The organism is Rhizobium sp. IY2 (genome assembly GCF_047532935.1).
GTDB lineage: Bacteria > Pseudomonadota > Alphaproteobacteria > Rhizobiales > Rhizobiaceae > Rhizobium > Rhizobium anhuiense.
The window spans coordinates 257923-272787 of record NZ_JBLKNU010000003.1; the positions used below are offsets into that span (position 1 = coordinate 257923).

General features: G+C 61.0%; 12 protein-coding genes and 1 pseudogene. 5 read left to right on the plus strand and 8 right to left on the minus strand.

Annotation, left to right across the window (positions count from 1 at the left end):
* Nucleotides 1-19: 19 nt before the first annotated feature.
* A complete protein-coding gene (locus ACMUVN_RS14895; RefSeq protein WP_414815269.1) occupies nucleotides 20-634 on the minus strand; it encodes a GNAT family N-acetyltransferase in 615 nt (204 codons plus the stop codon).
* Between the two features lie 177 nt (nucleotides 635-811).
* On the opposite strand from ACMUVN_RS14895, the gene ACMUVN_RS14900 reads away from it, so the two are divergent.
* The 3 genes from ACMUVN_RS14900 to ACMUVN_RS14910 all read left to right on the plus strand — a co-directional run bounded on the left by ACMUVN_RS14900 (nucleotide 812) and on the right by ACMUVN_RS14910 (nucleotide 4009).
* On the plus strand, nucleotides 812-2149 hold the full coding sequence (locus tag ACMUVN_RS14900) for an extracellular solute-binding protein (protein WP_097595100.1): 1338 nt from the start codon (nucleotides 812-814) through the stop codon (nucleotides 2147-2149).
* A gap of 133 nt (nucleotides 2150-2282) precedes the next feature.
* Nucleotides 2283-3176 carry a carbohydrate ABC transporter permease gene (locus ACMUVN_RS14905; RefSeq protein ID WP_047616639.1) on the plus strand — a complete coding sequence of 298 codons (894 nt, stop codon included), beginning with the start codon at nucleotides 2283-2285 and terminating at the stop codon, nucleotides 3174-3176.
* Nucleotides 3176-4009: a carbohydrate ABC transporter permease gene (locus tag ACMUVN_RS14910; RefSeq protein WP_097543010.1), complete on the plus strand. Its 834-nt coding sequence runs from the start codon at nucleotides 3176-3178 to the stop codon at nucleotides 4007-4009. The genes ACMUVN_RS14905 and ACMUVN_RS14910 overlap by 1 nt, the downstream gene beginning before the upstream one ends.
* Nucleotides 4010-4061: 52 nt before the next feature.
* Here the strand turns inward: ACMUVN_RS14910 and ACMUVN_RS14915 are convergent, their stop codons facing one another.
* The 4 genes and pseudogenes from ACMUVN_RS14915 to ACMUVN_RS14930 form a co-directional block, all read right to left on the minus strand.
* Nucleotides 4062-5306, minus strand: coding sequence for an O-antigen ligase family protein (locus ACMUVN_RS14915; RefSeq protein ID WP_097595101.1), 1245 nt, complete (start codon nucleotides 5304-5306; stop codon nucleotides 4062-4064).
* Nucleotides 5303-6865 carry an undecaprenyl-phosphate glucose phosphotransferase gene (locus tag ACMUVN_RS14920; protein WP_414815219.1) on the minus strand — a complete coding sequence of 521 codons (1563 nt, stop codon included), beginning with the start codon at nucleotides 6863-6865 and terminating at the stop codon, nucleotides 5303-5305. Before ACMUVN_RS14920 ends, ACMUVN_RS14915 begins: the two co-directional genes overlap by 4 nt.
* A 73-nt stretch (nucleotides 6866-6938) precedes the next feature.
* A pseudogene (locus tag ACMUVN_RS14925) lies at nucleotides 6939-8109 on the minus strand (glycosyltransferase family 4 protein).
* Between the two features lie 3 nt (nucleotides 8110-8112).
* Nucleotides 8113-8688, minus strand: a complete 576-nt coding sequence (locus ACMUVN_RS14930; RefSeq protein ID WP_047616454.1) for a polysaccharide biosynthesis/export family protein — start codon at nucleotides 8686-8688, stop codon at nucleotides 8113-8115.
* A gap of 192 nt (nucleotides 8689-8880) precedes the next feature.
* Between ACMUVN_RS14930 and ACMUVN_RS14935 the strand changes: the two genes are divergently transcribed.
* A complete protein-coding gene (locus tag ACMUVN_RS14935; RefSeq protein ID WP_047616456.1) occupies nucleotides 8881-11046 on the plus strand; it encodes a GumC family protein in 2166 nt (721 codons plus the stop codon).
* A gap of 107 nt (nucleotides 11047-11153) precedes the next feature.
* On the opposite strand, the gene ACMUVN_RS14940 is transcribed toward ACMUVN_RS14935, so the two are convergent.
* Together ACMUVN_RS14940 and ACMUVN_RS14945 are read right to left on the minus strand one after the other, a co-directional pair.
* Nucleotides 11154-12395 carry a GNAT family N-acetyltransferase gene (locus ACMUVN_RS14940; protein WP_047616458.1) on the minus strand — a complete coding sequence of 414 codons (1242 nt, stop codon included), beginning with the start codon at nucleotides 12393-12395 and terminating at the stop codon, nucleotides 11154-11156.
* 118 nt (nucleotides 12396-12513) lie between these two features.
* The gene (locus ACMUVN_RS14945) at nucleotides 12514-12723 is read right to left on the minus strand and encodes a DUF2842 domain-containing protein (protein ID WP_047616460.1); all 210 of its coding nucleotides are present in this window, start codon (nucleotides 12721-12723) and stop codon (nucleotides 12514-12516) included.
* Nucleotides 12724-12838: 115 nt separating this feature from the next.
* On the opposite strand from ACMUVN_RS14945, the gene ACMUVN_RS14950 reads away from it, so the two are divergent.
* Nucleotides 12839-13942 (plus strand): COX15/CtaA family protein, encoded by a 1104-nt coding sequence (locus ACMUVN_RS14950; protein WP_414815220.1) that lies wholly within the window; start codon nucleotides 12839-12841, stop codon nucleotides 13940-13942.
* Between the two features lie 18 nt (nucleotides 13943-13960).
* Here the strand turns inward: ACMUVN_RS14950 and ACMUVN_RS14955 are convergent, their stop codons facing one another.
* Nucleotides 13961-14752, minus strand: a complete 792-nt coding sequence (locus tag ACMUVN_RS14955; RefSeq protein ID WP_414815221.1) for a sulfite exporter TauE/SafE family protein — start codon at nucleotides 14750-14752, stop codon at nucleotides 13961-13963.
* Nucleotides 14753-14865 lie beyond the last annotated feature (113 nt).

Consider the following 14865-nt stretch of genomic DNA (forward strand, 5'->3'; position numbering starts at 1 on the left):
CAATACTGCGCCGTCGGTTCTAGCGGGACCCCTCATCGATCCGCATCGCGAAGGCGACGGAACCATCCCGTTCGAATTCGGAAAAGCCGAGGTGATGGTAGAAGCCCCTGGCGCGGTGGTTGTTGGGATCGACACCGAGATGCACCGCTCGGACGCCGTGATCTCTCAGCGCCTCAAGCTCAATGCTGATCATCCTGCGTCCCCAACCGGCTGCCTGAAGTCCGGGAAGGATGTTGATGTGAAGATGCGCGGGGTAGTCGTCTTGAAGCCACGGCGTGCCGCTGCGCGGGTTTTGAATACGTTCGATCACGTCGGCGTCGCGCGGACGGGCGGCCGTCAGGCCAGCGATCTCCTGGCGGACGAACGGCCACCAATTCGCCTGCAACTCTCTGTCGAACGCCCTGGTATCCGGGACGCCGACGATATAGCCGACCGGGCGCCTGTCCTGAATCAACACAAAGGCAAAGTCTTCGGCGAATTTGAGATAGGGCACCGACCAGATGTAGCCGGGCAGATGCGGGTCGCTATAGAGCGCGCTGGCATCGTCGCCGCCGTTCGCGGTTTTCAGGCAGATGTCGAAAAGGGCTTCGGTATCCGCTTCGGTCGCCGGGCGGATGGAGCAGTTGTTGTCCATCACTTTGCCACCTCCTGCGTGGCGTTTTTTCATTTCAGGTTGCGAGGGAGGCTCATGCATTGACGATTACCTCAGATTCGCCAGCCCGGCAAAGCTCTGGGGGAAGAAAACGTTCGGCCGTCGCCTGGGCGGCAGGTCTGAACGGAAAGTGGAGAATAAATCAATGAGGTGGAACCGATGAAAAGAAACGTGAAATCGATCAACATACTGCCGGGATGCCAATGGAAGGCAGCCATCGCGCTTGCTGGTGCAGCGCTTATAAGTTTGGGCCTTTCGGCAGCCGCGCGCGCTGACGATCTGGCTGTGTGGGATGACCAGACCTATGAAGGTCAGAGCGCTGTTATAGAGCAACTGAACAAGGAGTTCGAAGCTGCGCATCCCGGTGTCACGATCAAACGCACCGCCCGCACCTTTGATGACATGAAGTTGACGCTGAAGCTTGCGGTTTCGGCAGGGAACGGCCCTGTCATCACGAAGGTCAACCAGGGCGCCGGCGACATGGGCGCGATGGTCAAGGAAGGATTGCTCCTTCCGGTTGACGACTACATCAAGAAATACAGCTGGGACAAGCGGCAGTCGGATTCAGTGCTTGCTCGAGACCGCTGGGAGGATGGAAAGTTCGGGGTCGGCAAGACCTACGGCATATCAGGCCTCGGTGAGATCGTTGGTCTCTTTTACAATAAAAAGATCCTCGACGATGCGGGCGTAGCATTGCCGCAAACCTTCGAGGAGTTTTTGGCCGATCTTGATAAGCTGAAGGAAAAAGGCGTTGCGCCCTTCATGATGGGTTCGGCAAAGCAGCATCTGGCCCTGCACATGATCGGCGCCATCGAGCAAGCGCATATCGACGCGAGCAATCGCGCCGAACTTGATGATCTGATCTACGGCAGGGGCGGTTCCTGGAACACCAAGGGGAACATCGAATCCGCGAAACTCGTGCAGCAATGGGCACAGGGCGGTTATTTTTTCCCCGGTTTCGAGGGCATCTCGGGGGATGACGCCGTCCAGCTTTTCATATCAGGGCAGGGTGCCTTCCTGATCTCCGGAACCTGGTATTTCGGTGACATGCAACACAATCCGGATATCGGCTTCATGGCCATTCCCGCCCCGAAGGGCATTTCCAAACCATTGAGTGTCGGAGGCGTGGACCTTGCTTGGGCGATAACGAGCCTTGCCAAAACCAAGGCAACGCAGGACCTGGCAGGTGATTATATCGACTATATGGTTTCGGAAAAGGCTGCTGAAACCTGGGCCGCTGCCGGCTATCTTCCGGCAACGTCGCTGGCGGCCGACGCAAAGCCGAAGCTCACGCCGCTGCTGAGCTCCGGCATCGAAATGTGGAAGACACTCAACGCGAACGATGCGCTCGGCCATTACCCCGACTGGTCGAGCCCGACGATGCTGAAGACGATAGACGACAACACGCCGCTTCTTCTGTCCGGCAATATCACCCCCGAAGCCTTCGTCGACGCCATGGACAAGGATTATCAGGCGTATTTGAAGGATAAGAAATAAAAGGTGCGGGCGCTGGCCGCGGCCGTCCGCCTTGGACGCCGCGGCCCGCGTCTTGTCGATCCACGTTAAAATCAGCGCTGCGAGCTGCGGCTTGCAGCGCGATCACCAGCGCCTTGACTTCATGGAGTACTGGATGAAACGCTCCGCACTTGATGGCTCGAAACACACCAATTTTATCTATTTATTGCCTGGATTGCTGCTCTATGCGGCCTTTGTCTTTGGACCGATTATTGCGGCTTTGGCTTTGAGCCTGACCAGTTGGGACGGCTTGAGCATGCCCAGTTGGGTTGGCTTGGGCAATTACGTCGATCTCTTTTCCGACAATCGTTTTTATATCGCCTTGCGTAACAATGCCGCGCTGATGATCTTTTATTGTGTTCTGCCGCTGGTGCTCGGCATAGGCCTTGCCGCCTGCGTCTGGAATCTGAAGCAACGCGAACAGCTCGCGCTGCGGACATTCTTGTTCCTGCCTTACATCATGCCGACGGCCGTGTTGGGCATCATCTGGGCATGGCTCTACAATCCTGCCTTTGGCCCGTTCAATCAGTTTCTGAGAGCAGTAGGGTTAGGCGCCTTCGCGTTGCCGTGGCTCGGCGATTTCAATTTTGTGCTCCCCGCGGTCGGGATCGTTGCCACTTGGTATTTCTTCGGTTTTTGCATGGTCATCTTCCTCACAGGAATTCAGCGCATCGACCCGTCTCTCTTCGACGCCGCCAAGGTCGATGGCGCTTCGGCGCGAAAAACCTTTTTCTGGATCACGCTGCCGCTTCTATTGCCTGAGATAAGGGTGGTTTTGCTTTTGACGGTCATCGCGTCGATCAAGAGCTTCGACCTGATTTTCACGATGACCCGAGGGGGACCCGCCAACGCCACCCTCGTGCCGAATATCTACATGTATCAGCTCGGCTTCGAGCTCAATCGCTTCGGCGCCGCGGCGGCCATCGCCATTGTCGGCGCGGTACTCACATTCGTCATCAACTATGCAATTCACCGATTTGTGGGATCGCAGAATAAAGGATTGGCTTGATGAGCCGTTCGTCCAACTTTCCCGTCGGTGCGCTATTCCTCCGCATTGTCCTCTGGCTTCTTGCCTTCGTCACCATCATCCCCTTCCTGCTTCTGCTTCTGACGTCGATAAAGAGCAAGGCTGACGTTCTGCAGGGTGCGTTCGCTTTGCCGGCATATCCCCATTTCGAAAATTACGTCGATGCCTGGAATGCCGGACATTTCAACGTTTACTTCTGGAATTCGATTACAGTTGTCATACCCGTCGTTGCTGCCAGCGTCTTTCTGGGCCTGCTGACCGGTTTTGCCTTCGCTTACCTGTCATTTCCGTTTCGGCGCACGCTGTTCGCTATCCTGACGCTCGGCATGATGGTGCCGGCGGAGGCCTTCATCATCCCGCTTTATTATGAAATGCGTTATCTCGGCCTGATCAACACCTATGCGGCTCTGATCTTGCCGCAGATCGCGATGTCGATACCGTTCTCAACGATCTTCCTCGCCAGCGCGATGCAGCAATTGCCGGAAGAAGTTCTCGAAGCGGCGGTTCTCGATGGCGCCGGACGCTTCTATATCCTCCGTAAGATCGTTATCCCGCTTATGGTGCCGGCAATGTCGACGCTGGCGCTGTTCCTGTTCATCTGGACCTGGAATGAGTTTTTGATCCCCTTCATTCTGGTCAACGACGACGCCTATCGGACGCTGCCCCTCGGTATGCTGTTTTTCCAAGGGCGCTACACTGTCAATACGCCGGTTTTGACCGCCGGTGCGGTGATCGTCATTGCCCCGCTCATCCTGACCTATCTGGTTTTCCAGCGGCGGTTCATTGCCGGCCTGACGGCAGGAGCCACGAAATAGACCGCTGTGCGATTTCAGACGCGCAAAGCACGATGCGCCAGAGGGTCAGGCCTCACGCCGGTCCCTGGCGCCTTCGCCCGCGCTTGTGGCGCACTTCCAGCGCCGCGCAGCCCCAGACGGTGCCAAGCAGCAGATAGACATGGCGCCAGTGGTCGATGTCGATGACGTTGCCGATCGCCGCATGGCCGAGGACGGAGATCCAGGCGACCATCAGGAAGGGTTGCCACGGCCGGTCGAGCAGCAGGTATCGAAAGCCGAGGGCGAGCGTCCAGACAAGCATGCCGACATAGCTGACGAAGCCGAGCCAGCCATAGGTGGTCAGCGATTTCAGCCAGATATTATGCTCGTCCTCGGGAAACATCGTCCCGAACACCAGCGGACCGATGCCGAGCGGGCGCTCCATCATCATGGTGAAGCCGATCCGGTGGCGCTCGAAACGGCCGAGATGTTCGCCGTCATATTGCTGTACCAACTGGGCGCGCGCTGAAAACAGTTCTGCGACCTTCGGGATCTGTAGCGCCACCAGCAGCGAGGCGACCAGCATGATGATCGCCGCCAGCGATAGCACCAGGACCCTCAGACGAAAGGCGCCACTGCGCTCCTTGAGCAGCATGATGAAGATCAGCAGCACCAGGCCGAGAGCAAAAAGCCCCCAGGCGGCGCGGGAAAAGGAGAGGAAGATGCCGAGTGCAAGCACGAGCAGGGCGGCGGCTTTCAACGGCGATTTCTTCAGGTCGCCGGCCAGGATGCCGTGGATGAGGTAGAGCGATGGTGGCACCAGGAAGGGGCCGAAAACATTCGGATCCTGAAAGGCGCCTTTGGCGCGGTCGTAGAGCGTGAAGACTTCAGCGCCTGGAAAGGCATGGAAATAGCCGAGCACGCCGAGCGCGGATGTGGCGACGGCGGCGAAGGTCCAGGCATTGAACATCAACGGCAGCCGCTTGTGGCTGTCCTCGATGATCGCCGCATAGAACACTGCCGTCAGCGCCAGGAAGGTCGACACCGCGATATACATCGGCCCCGTCGCCAGGTCCTTCATCTGCGTCAGCGACAGCATGCCGCCGATATTGAAGGTGAGCAGCAGGGCGAGCAGCGGCGCCACGCCGCGTGAAATCCGGAGGCCCAGGATGAACCAGAGGCCGATCAGCCCGGCCATCCAGAGTTCATAGGGCGCCGGCTCGTCGATCACGAAACCGGAGAGGAAGACGCCGAAGGCGACGAAGGCCGAGCCGATCAGGCGCAGCGTCATCCGCTGCGGGTGGGCGACACGGGGATATGTCGCCTCGATCGCGCTCAATAGGCGTTTTCCGTGTTGAGCAGACGGATCGGCGTCAGGAACAGGATCTTGAGATCGAACCAGAGCGACCAGTTCTCGATGTAATAGAGGTCGTAAGCGGTGCGGAACTTGATCTTCTCGTCATTGTCGACCTCTCCGCGCCAGCCGTTGATCTGTGCCCAGCCGGTGACGCCAGGCTTGACGCGGTGGCGTGCGAAATAACCCTCGACGACATCGCCGAAGGCACGGTCGCGCGCCTGGGCGAGAACGGCATGCGGCCGCGGGCCGACCAGCGAGAGATCGCCCCGCAGCACATTGAAGAGCTGCGGCAACTCGTCGATCGAACTCTTGCGAATGATACGCCCGACGCGGGTGACACGCGGATCGCCCTTGGTCACCGCAGCCTTGCCTGTGGGGTCGGCCATATTGGTGTACATCGAGCGGAACTTGAAGACGTTGATGATCTCGTTGTTGAAGCCGTGGCGCTTCTGCATGAAGAAGACCGGGCCTTCGGAGGTCGCCTTGATGGCGAGCGCGGTCGCGACCATCACCGGCCAGAGCAGGGCAAGTGCGACCACGGTGAAGAAGATGTCGAAGCCGCGCTTGGCGACGGAATCCCAGTCGCGGATCGGCTTCTTGAAAATGTCGAGCATCGGCACCGCGCCGACATGCGAATAGGCGCGCGGCCGGAAGCGCAGCCGGTTGGCATGCGCGGCAAGGCGGATATCGACCGGCAGAACCCAGAGCTTCTTCAAAAGGTCGTAGATACGGGCCTCGGCCGACAGCGGCAGGGCGATGATCAGCATGTCGATGCGCGTCAGCCGCACGAATTCGACGAGTTCGGCCACGGTGCCGAGCTTCGGATAACCGGCGACCATGATCGGCGAGCGTTTCTCGCCGCGGTCGTCGAAGATGCCGCAGATGCGGATGTCGTTGTCGTCCTGCTGTTCGAGGACGCGGATCAGGTCCTTGGCCGGCTCGCCGCCGCCGACGATGACGGCGCGGCGCTCCATGATGCCGTTGCGCGCCCAGTTGCGGATGCCGTAGGCGACGAGGAAACGCTCGGCCGCAAGGAAGAGCGCGCCTGCTGCGAACCAGGGAATATAGGCATCGACCATCGCCCATGTGGTGCCGCGAATGAGCGCAAACAGGCCGAGGGTCAGAAGAAGCGCGATCGTCCACGACGCCAGAATGCGCGGCATCAGCCGCAGCTTCGCCCGAAGCGCTGGAATGGTGTAGGTGTCGGCAAGCTGCAGGCCGATGACGGTCAAGGCTGAAGCGATCGCCGCCATGCCCGTCCGCACCAGCGTGGAATCGTGGCCGTCGCCGGGCCAGACATAGTGGACGATCAGGGCGATCGAAAAGAGCGCCAGGAATTCCAACAGCCGCAATTGCCCGATGATGATGGCCGGCGAATAGGTTCCATCGCGGAACTGCTCGGCGATCTGGCGGGCATAGGGGTTGATCTCGGTCGGGTCGGAAGGTTTTTCCTGACCTGCGTCGCCGCGCACCTCGATGTCGGAGACCTGCTTGCGCAGCGCTTCCACGTCGAATTGATCGCCTTTTTCCAGCTTGTTCATGGGGCCAGCTTGTCTATGGGGCATTGTCGCTCATTGTCACCGAGCGAAATACCAGAAAGCCCCTAAGAAATATTTACGAGGCGGCGGGCATTGCTTGGGCCGGCAGCGGTCTCGACGAGTTCGTGGTACAATTTCAGCACATCGCGCGCCATGACGGCGGAGGAAAACACCGCCTTCACCGCCTCGGGCTTCGGCATCGTCCTGGCGTGCCAGCCGGGCGTGCTCAGCGTTTCCGCCATGACGCGGGCGAGATCGTCGGAATTGCCGGGCTCCACCAGTGCAGCGCTGTCGGCGCCGAGCACCTCGGGAATGCCGCCGACTCGGCTTGCGATGATCGTCTTGCCGGCGCCGAGCCCCTCGAGCACGATATAGGGCATGGCTTCGGCGCGCGAGGGAACGACGAGGTTCTGCGCCATCGAGAAAGCCTCATGCACCCGCATTGCCGGCAGCATGCCGATACGTTTGCCGAGGCCGCGTTCGACCATCATCTCGCGGTAGCGGTCGCGATCCGGCCCGTCGCCGATCATCAGCGCCGACAGCGGCCTGCCGAGCAGCCGTTCGGTCTTGGCGAAGGCATCGACAAACAGATCGGGACCCTTGAGGTCCCGGAGCATTCCCACATAGATGAAATGCACCGCATCCGAACGGGTCGGGATCGGCTCGAAATCACGCTCGCTGATACCGTTATAGATCAGTTTCGTCTTCGTCCGCGGCTTACCCACCTTGCGTGCATAGGTGTCGCGCTCATATTCGCAGATGAAGACCAGCGCATCGGTGAAATATTCCTGCAGCCGCTCCATCCTCAGGACGAACTGTCCACTGAAGGAGGAGCGCGAATAATGCAGGCTTCCGCCATGTGCGGTATAGAGGCGGGCTACGCGATACCTGTTCACCCGCAACGCTGAGCCGGCAAGTCGCGCGAGCACGCCGCCCTTGGCGCCGTGTCCGTGCAGCACATCCGGCCGCAAACTTTTGATTTTCTTGTATGTATCCCACATCGTCGCAATATCGGACGGGCTGATCGAACGCCGGATCGGCACGCGTGTCAGGCCGAGCGAGAGATAGGGTCTTATATCGTCGAACAGGCTGTCCTCGTACTCGCCGCCGGTCGAGCTGTCGCAGAGGATGCCGATTTGATGACCGGCCTTGCTGTGCTCCTCGACCAAATCGCGGACATGGCGGAATATTCCGCCGACCGGCGACCTGAAGCAATGGAGGATGCGGAGCGGTCTCTGGTTTGACATTGCTCAGAAGAGCCGTTCGCGAACGTAGATCGTGTCGCCTGCAATGATCGGGCCCGATATGTTGATGCGGCCGGTCAGCACCTGTCCGTTGATCTTGCGGGTGACGTCGACCATGCTCTGGTTGGCGCGGCTGGTGAAGCCGCCGGCAACCGCGATGGCATTCTGCACCGTCATGCCGGGAACATAGGCATACTGGCCGGGCTGGCCGACTTCACCCATGATGAAGATCGAACGGTAGCGATCGACATCGATGGTGACGTCGGGATCGCGAAGATAGCCTTGCTGCAGTTTCTGGGCGATCTGCCCCGAGAGTTGCTGCAGGGTCCGGCCGCGGGCAGGGACCTGGCCGATGAGCGGGAAGGCGATATAGCCGGCCTGATCCACCGTATAGGTGTTGGTCAGGCTCTGCTGGTCGAAAACGGTAACACGCAACCGATCGCCGCTGTCGAGCGTATAGGGCTGGATGGTCGCCTCGTTGAAGGCCTTCGGAGCCGGCTTATACGTCGTGCAGCCGCCCAGTGCTGCCGTCATGGCTGCAAGGCTCAGGGCCAAAAAGATCTTGGGCTGGACGAAAGACATCCGTTTGTGCTCACAGAAAATGAACTCGGTGCAGTCGTTATCGATCCGTTAGGGTTAATGCCCGGTAAAGGACGCTTGCAATTTCCCGGTATCCTTGATCGATCGTCCCTCCTCTACTTGGCAAGGTCGCCATTAACCGTTGAGTTACCATGGTCGTTTACGCTTGCGGCACCTTTGTTGTGGAGTAAGAGCATGTCCAGCGTAGCTCGTGATCAGGATGTGGACATCGACCTCGGCCAGTTGGCCCGCGCGGTCTGGGCGCGCCGTCTGCGGATTTTGACGATCACCCTCGTGGGGGCGGGCGTCGCCTTTGCCGGCGCCAAGATCATGTCGCCGCAATATCGCAGCGAAACGCGCATCCTCATCGAACCCCGTGCGCCGGCCTTTGCCAACACCCAGCAGGTCAACGACGCCAGCGCCGGTCCGCTGATGGATGAACTCAACATCGCCAGCCAGGTGCAGCTCCTGCAATCGGCAGATCTCCTCAAGAAGGTGATCAACGACCTGAAGCTCTACAACCTGCCGGAATTCGACGATGCCGCCAACGGCTCGGCGATGAGCAGCATCCTGGTGAAGCTGCACCTGAAAAAGAACCCGCTGGAGAATCCGCCGGAAGAGCGTGTCATCGATGCCTTCGTCGAGCGCCTGCAGGTCTATCAGGTACCGGGTTCACGCGTCATCGGCATCAATTTCACCTCCAAGGACCCGAAACTCGCCGCCGCAATTCCGAACGCCATGGCGAATGTCTACCTTTCGACCCAGAGCGGCGCCAAGCTCGATTCCAACTCCGAGGCGACCCGCTGGCTGGAGCCGGAGATCGAAGGCCTGCGCCGGAAGGTCAGCGAAGCCGAGAAGAAGGTCGCCGAATACCGCACCTCGCACGGGCTGTTGCAGACGAACGGCACGACCACTTTTCCGGCGCAACAATTGAACGATATCTCCGCCGAACTGACCCGCGTCAGGGGCGACAAGGCCAATGCCGAGGCGAGAGCGCAGGCGGTGCGCAATGCGCTGTCTTCGGGCGAAGCCTCCGATACGCTGCCCGACATCATGTCCTCGCAGGCGATCCAGCGGCTGAAGGCGACGGAATCCGGCCTGCAGTCGCAGATCTCCGATCTGCAGACCAGTCTTCTCAACAACCATCCGCGGCTGAAAAGCCTGCGTGCGCAACTCGCCGATATCCGTACCCAGATCCGCCAGGAGACGCAGAAGATCCTGACGAGCATCGAGAACGAGTCCAAGGTCGCAGATCTCCGCGCCAGCGAACTCGAGCGCCAGTCGGACACGGTGCAGGCCACCAGCGCCCGCGCCGGTGAGGATGAGGTCGGTCTCAATGCGCTGGAGCGTGAGGCCAACGCCCAGCGCCAGCTGCTCGAAACCTATCTGGTGCGCTATCGCGAGGCCGCCTCCCGCGCCGACAGCAATTCGAGCCCAGCGGATGCCCGCATCGTGTCCAGGGCCGTCGAGCCGGTCGATCCCTATTTCCCCAAGGTGGTGCCGATCGTCGTCGTCGCTGCCGTCGCGACGCTGATTATGAGCGCCATCATCACCATGCTGGCCGAACTTTTCAGCGGCCGGGCGCTCCGCCCGGTGGATGCGTCCCCGGAGGCAATCGAGGCGGAAGCAGCCGTCGAGGAGAAGCATGTGCCGCAGGCCGCTCCGATCGCCGTAGCAGTCAGAAAGCCCGTGCAGCCGAGCATGCTCGCCGTGGTCGCGGACGAGGATGAGCCGGTAGCGGCCGTGGAGGCTGCCGAGGCGCCGGAGGACGACAATGAATTCTCCATCGCCTCAGTTGCTGATTATCTGACCGGCAGCCGTGCGCCGCTGGCAATTGCCATATCCCCGACCGGTGACAATGGTTCGGCGGCGACGGTTTCGCTGACCCGCACGCTCGCCGACGCCGGCCGCCGCGTCATCCTCATCGATATGACCGGTTCCGGCTACCCCACGGAACTGATGGTCGAGGATCAGGCCGCCCTTGGCGTCACCGATTTGCTTTGCGGCGAAGCCGCCTTCGGCGACACGATCCACAGCGACCGCCTGTCCGATGCCCATCTGATCCCCCAGGGCCAGAGCGACGTGCGCCGGGCCATGCGCGGTGTCGACCGGCTGTCCTTGCTGCTCGATGCGCTTGCCGCCGCCTACGACCTCGTGGTGGTCGAATGCGGTTCGGCCGATGTGGCCGGCGTCTCGCGGCTGACGCGCAGCCGCGACGTCGAGATCATCCTCTCGCTGCCTGAAGTCGAAGAGACCATCTTCGTTGCACTGATGACGGAATTCCAGGCTGCGGGCTATGAGCGCGTCGTGCTGATGTCGGGCGGCGAAGGGGCCGAGCAGGAGTTCGGCCGGGCGGCCTGAACGGTTGAAGCATGTCGCGCAAAAGTGTGCCGCGGTTTTGCGGCAACGACATGCGTAAAAACAAAAGGATAGAGCGGTTCTGCGTTTCAGTTAAAAGCTGAACCGCTCTAGCCAATTCGTGCCCGGACGCCCTGGGCGAATCTATAAAGCTTCGGGCGCGCCTTGATATGGGCCTTGCTGCGGGTGACGACCCGGTGGGCGGCGCCGGCGAGAACGCCGAACGACGAGACCGGCAGCACGACGTCGTAATGGGCGGTCTCCACAGGCGCCCAGGAGCGCTTGTAGGTCTGGTCGCCGAGGCCGAAATCGAACAACGCGACACCCTTGCCATGCAATCCCGAAAGGGTCTGCCAATAGAGGAATTCGCCGGGGCTCGTATCCGGCACGAGTTCTTCGTCGATCGCGCCGAACTGGCAGATGATGTGGTCACCCTTGCGTGAGATGCCTGATATCGCGGCGATCCTGCCCTCAAGCGCGCCCTTGAGCCGGAGCACCTGCATCTGCAGCCCGAAATACTGCCTGCTGTCATCCAGCCTGTCGAGCAAGCCATGCAGAAAGGCCCGCGTTTCCCTGTCGGCGAAAACGTCGGGCAGGCCGAGGCTGGCGAAGCGGGCGCTCTTCAGGCGGAAGAAGATATCGAGCACGCGGTGCTGTTCTTCCGATGTCTCGGGAATGACGTATTCGAAGCCGCCGGCTGCCTCGAGGCGCTTCGACTGAACACGGAATTTCTTGCGCCGGTTCTTGGCGTTGAGCTGTTTCAGCGTTTCCTCGAAAGTCGAGAAGAACGGCAGCTGGTAGGCATGATTCTGGTTCTGCACCATCGGCAGCCCGGTCAGCGGGGTCTGTCGCCCGCGCCATTCCAGCGGAATGTTCTGCAGCAGCAGCAGATCGGCCCGACCCTTGAGCGCCTGCTGAAGCTGGCAGGCGAACTTGCCGGCATCGATAGTCCCGCCGCTTTCTGCAAAATTTTCGGAGAACAGGCCGGTATTGATGTTGCTGTGATCGGCACCGATGAACTTCGCGGTCGCGAGCCCTCGGGACTTGACGATTTCGACCGGCAGAATGAAAGCCGTCTGGCCGGCATGGGTGCCTTTGAGGATTGCAAGCGGCCGCTGGAAGGCGCTCACCCAGGCGGCGCACCAGTCATAGCTTTGATGGAGTGATTGCAGATTGTCGCGCTCCAGAGCCCGCCAGTCATCTTCCAGCGGCTGCATCGCGTCGAAGACGTCGATATCGATTTCAGCCATGGCGAGTTTCATGCTCAGCTGACGCAGGCGCGACATGGCCGTATCGGCCAGCGCCACCGTGTCGGACGGCTGTTCATGGACATCGAGCTTTTGCGTCTGCACGGTTTTCTCCGGTCAAGAATGCTGAACGGGAGGGTAGGTATGGCAGACGTATATTTGGTTTAACCGCGCGCGGTGGGCGAGGTTTTCCGCGCATCACGGTTATTCGGCCGTTAATGGCCTACCGCTGCGGCGGCCCGGCCATCCATTTGATGATTACCATCGCCGGCAATACCCAGAGCAGGCCGGTGAGAAAGAAATAGAGCAGATGTCCCCACCAGGGCGCGTTGCCGAGCGTTGCCACCGCGATCGTGTTCGCCACCAGCGCATAGACGAGCACGAGCACGATGATGAGGATCGTGCCGATGAATTTGCGGAGGCGGACGGGCATCGGTTATCTCTCGGCATGGAGGGGGCGAACCGGCGCGACGGCATGCCGCAAAGGTTCGGGGCTTGTTTTGCATGAGCCGGTGGGGCAAATCAACTGCCGGATAGAAGGAGACATCATGGCCGTCGCAAACCCGACCACGGAACAGGCGATCCTGAGCGAAATGCGCAAGCAGAATCGCGACCGCCGCGCCTTGCGCCTCTGGCTCGGCTTCGTGCTTTTGGCGCTCTTCTGTCTCGTGCTCGTCGGCGGCGCCACGCGACTGACCAATTCCGGCCTGTCGATTACCGAGTGGAAGCCGATCCATGGCGTCATCCCGCCGCTGTCGGCCGCCGAATGGGAGGAGGAATTCCGCCTCTATCAGCGCATTCCCGAATTTCAGCAGCTGAACAGTTCCATGACCGTCGACGAGTTCAAGGGCATCTTCTGGTGGGAATGGGCGCACCGGCTGATCGCCCGCGGCATCGGCGTGATCTTCGCGCTGCCGCTGATCTATTTCTGGCTGACGGGGCGTATCGAAAGTCGCCTGCGCTGGCCGCTTCTGGGCATCCTGGCGCTCGGCGGCCTGCAGGGCTTTATCGGCTGGTGGATGGTGTCTTCGGGCCTTTCCGTCCGCACCGACGTCAGCCAGTACCGGCTCGCCACGCATCTCGTCATGGCCTGCCTGATCTTTGCCGGCTGCATGTGGATCATGCGCGGTCTCTCACCGCACTCCGACTATCCGCCGCCGGCCAGAAGCTCGCGCGCCTTTGCCGCCGCGATCGCCATCTTCTCGCTGTTCCAGATCTATCTCGGCGCGCTGGTGGCGGGGCTCGATGCCGGTTTTTCCTACAATACCTGGCCGCTGATGGATGGCGCCGTTATCCCCTCCGATCTGCTGATCCAGCAGCCCTTCTGGATCAATGTTTTCGAGAACCCGAAGACGGTGCAGTTCATCCACCGCATCGGCGCCTACACGCTCTTCGCGTTGACGCTGATCAACATGGTGATCGCCCTTCGCGCGGCACCTTGGACCACCCATGCACGCCGCGCCGTGCTGCTTTTCGCACTGGTGACGCTGCAGGCGGCGATCGGCATCGCCACGCTGCTGATGCAGGTGCCACTCCACTGGGGCCTGTTGCATCAGGCCGGTGCGCTGGTGGTTTTCGGTTTCGCCGTCGCCAACTGGCGCGGCTTTTACGGCGAATATCCGCATGGGACGATGATCGCCGAACGCGATTGAAGCCGTCGCTGTTGGGTTCTACCGCAGCACCCCATCGAGCAGTGGCATGCCGATGATCGCGGCGGCGGCGATCAGGACGTAGCAGGCGATACGGAAGGTCCGTTCTTCGGCAAGCCCGAACAGTTTCGACCCGCCATAGAGCCCGACCGCATAACTCGGCAGGATGACGACGGTGAGCGCGAAGACGGCAGGCACGAACAGTCCGCCGAAATAATAGCTGATGGCGCTGAAAACGGACGAGATCGAGAAATAGAGCACGACATTTGCCCGGACGCGGGTGAAGTCGCTCTTGCCGCCGAGCCAATAGGCGACAACCGGCGGCCCGCCGAGCTGCGCGGCGCCGCTGAAAAGCCCGGCGATCAGCCCGACGCCGCTGGTGAGCGGTGCGGATGCCTCGCCGTGGTAGCGCCATCCCGATACCAGCAGCGCAAGCAGGCAGCTGGCGATGATCGTGATACTCCAGCGCAAGAGCAGCGGGTCGAGCAACGCCAGTATCGCCGTGCCGGCCGGAATGCCGAGCGCAGCACCTGCCGCCATGACGAAAACTTCTCGCCGGTTGGCGCCGCGCCAGGCCGGCGGGATCATCCCGAGCGAGGCAACGCCGTCGATGACGAGCAGGATCGGCGAGATCAGCTTCGGCCCGACGATCGCGCCGCCGAGCGGAACGAAGATCAGTGCGGCGCCGAAGCCGGAAAAGCCGCGGGCAAGCCCGGCGATGAAGGCAAAGGCCATCAGCGCAAAGATGCCATGGTCGGGCAGGGCGGCGGTAAACCATGCGTGCACGCCATCGACCAGCGCATCGAGCGTCATGACATCAGGCTCCGTGATTCGGGAACGGCAGGCGAGGAAGGTCCGCTCTCATAGCCCAATCGTCGCCGATGATCGAGCCGAAAGCGATGCTGCGGGCCGCCGAGGCAGGCGGC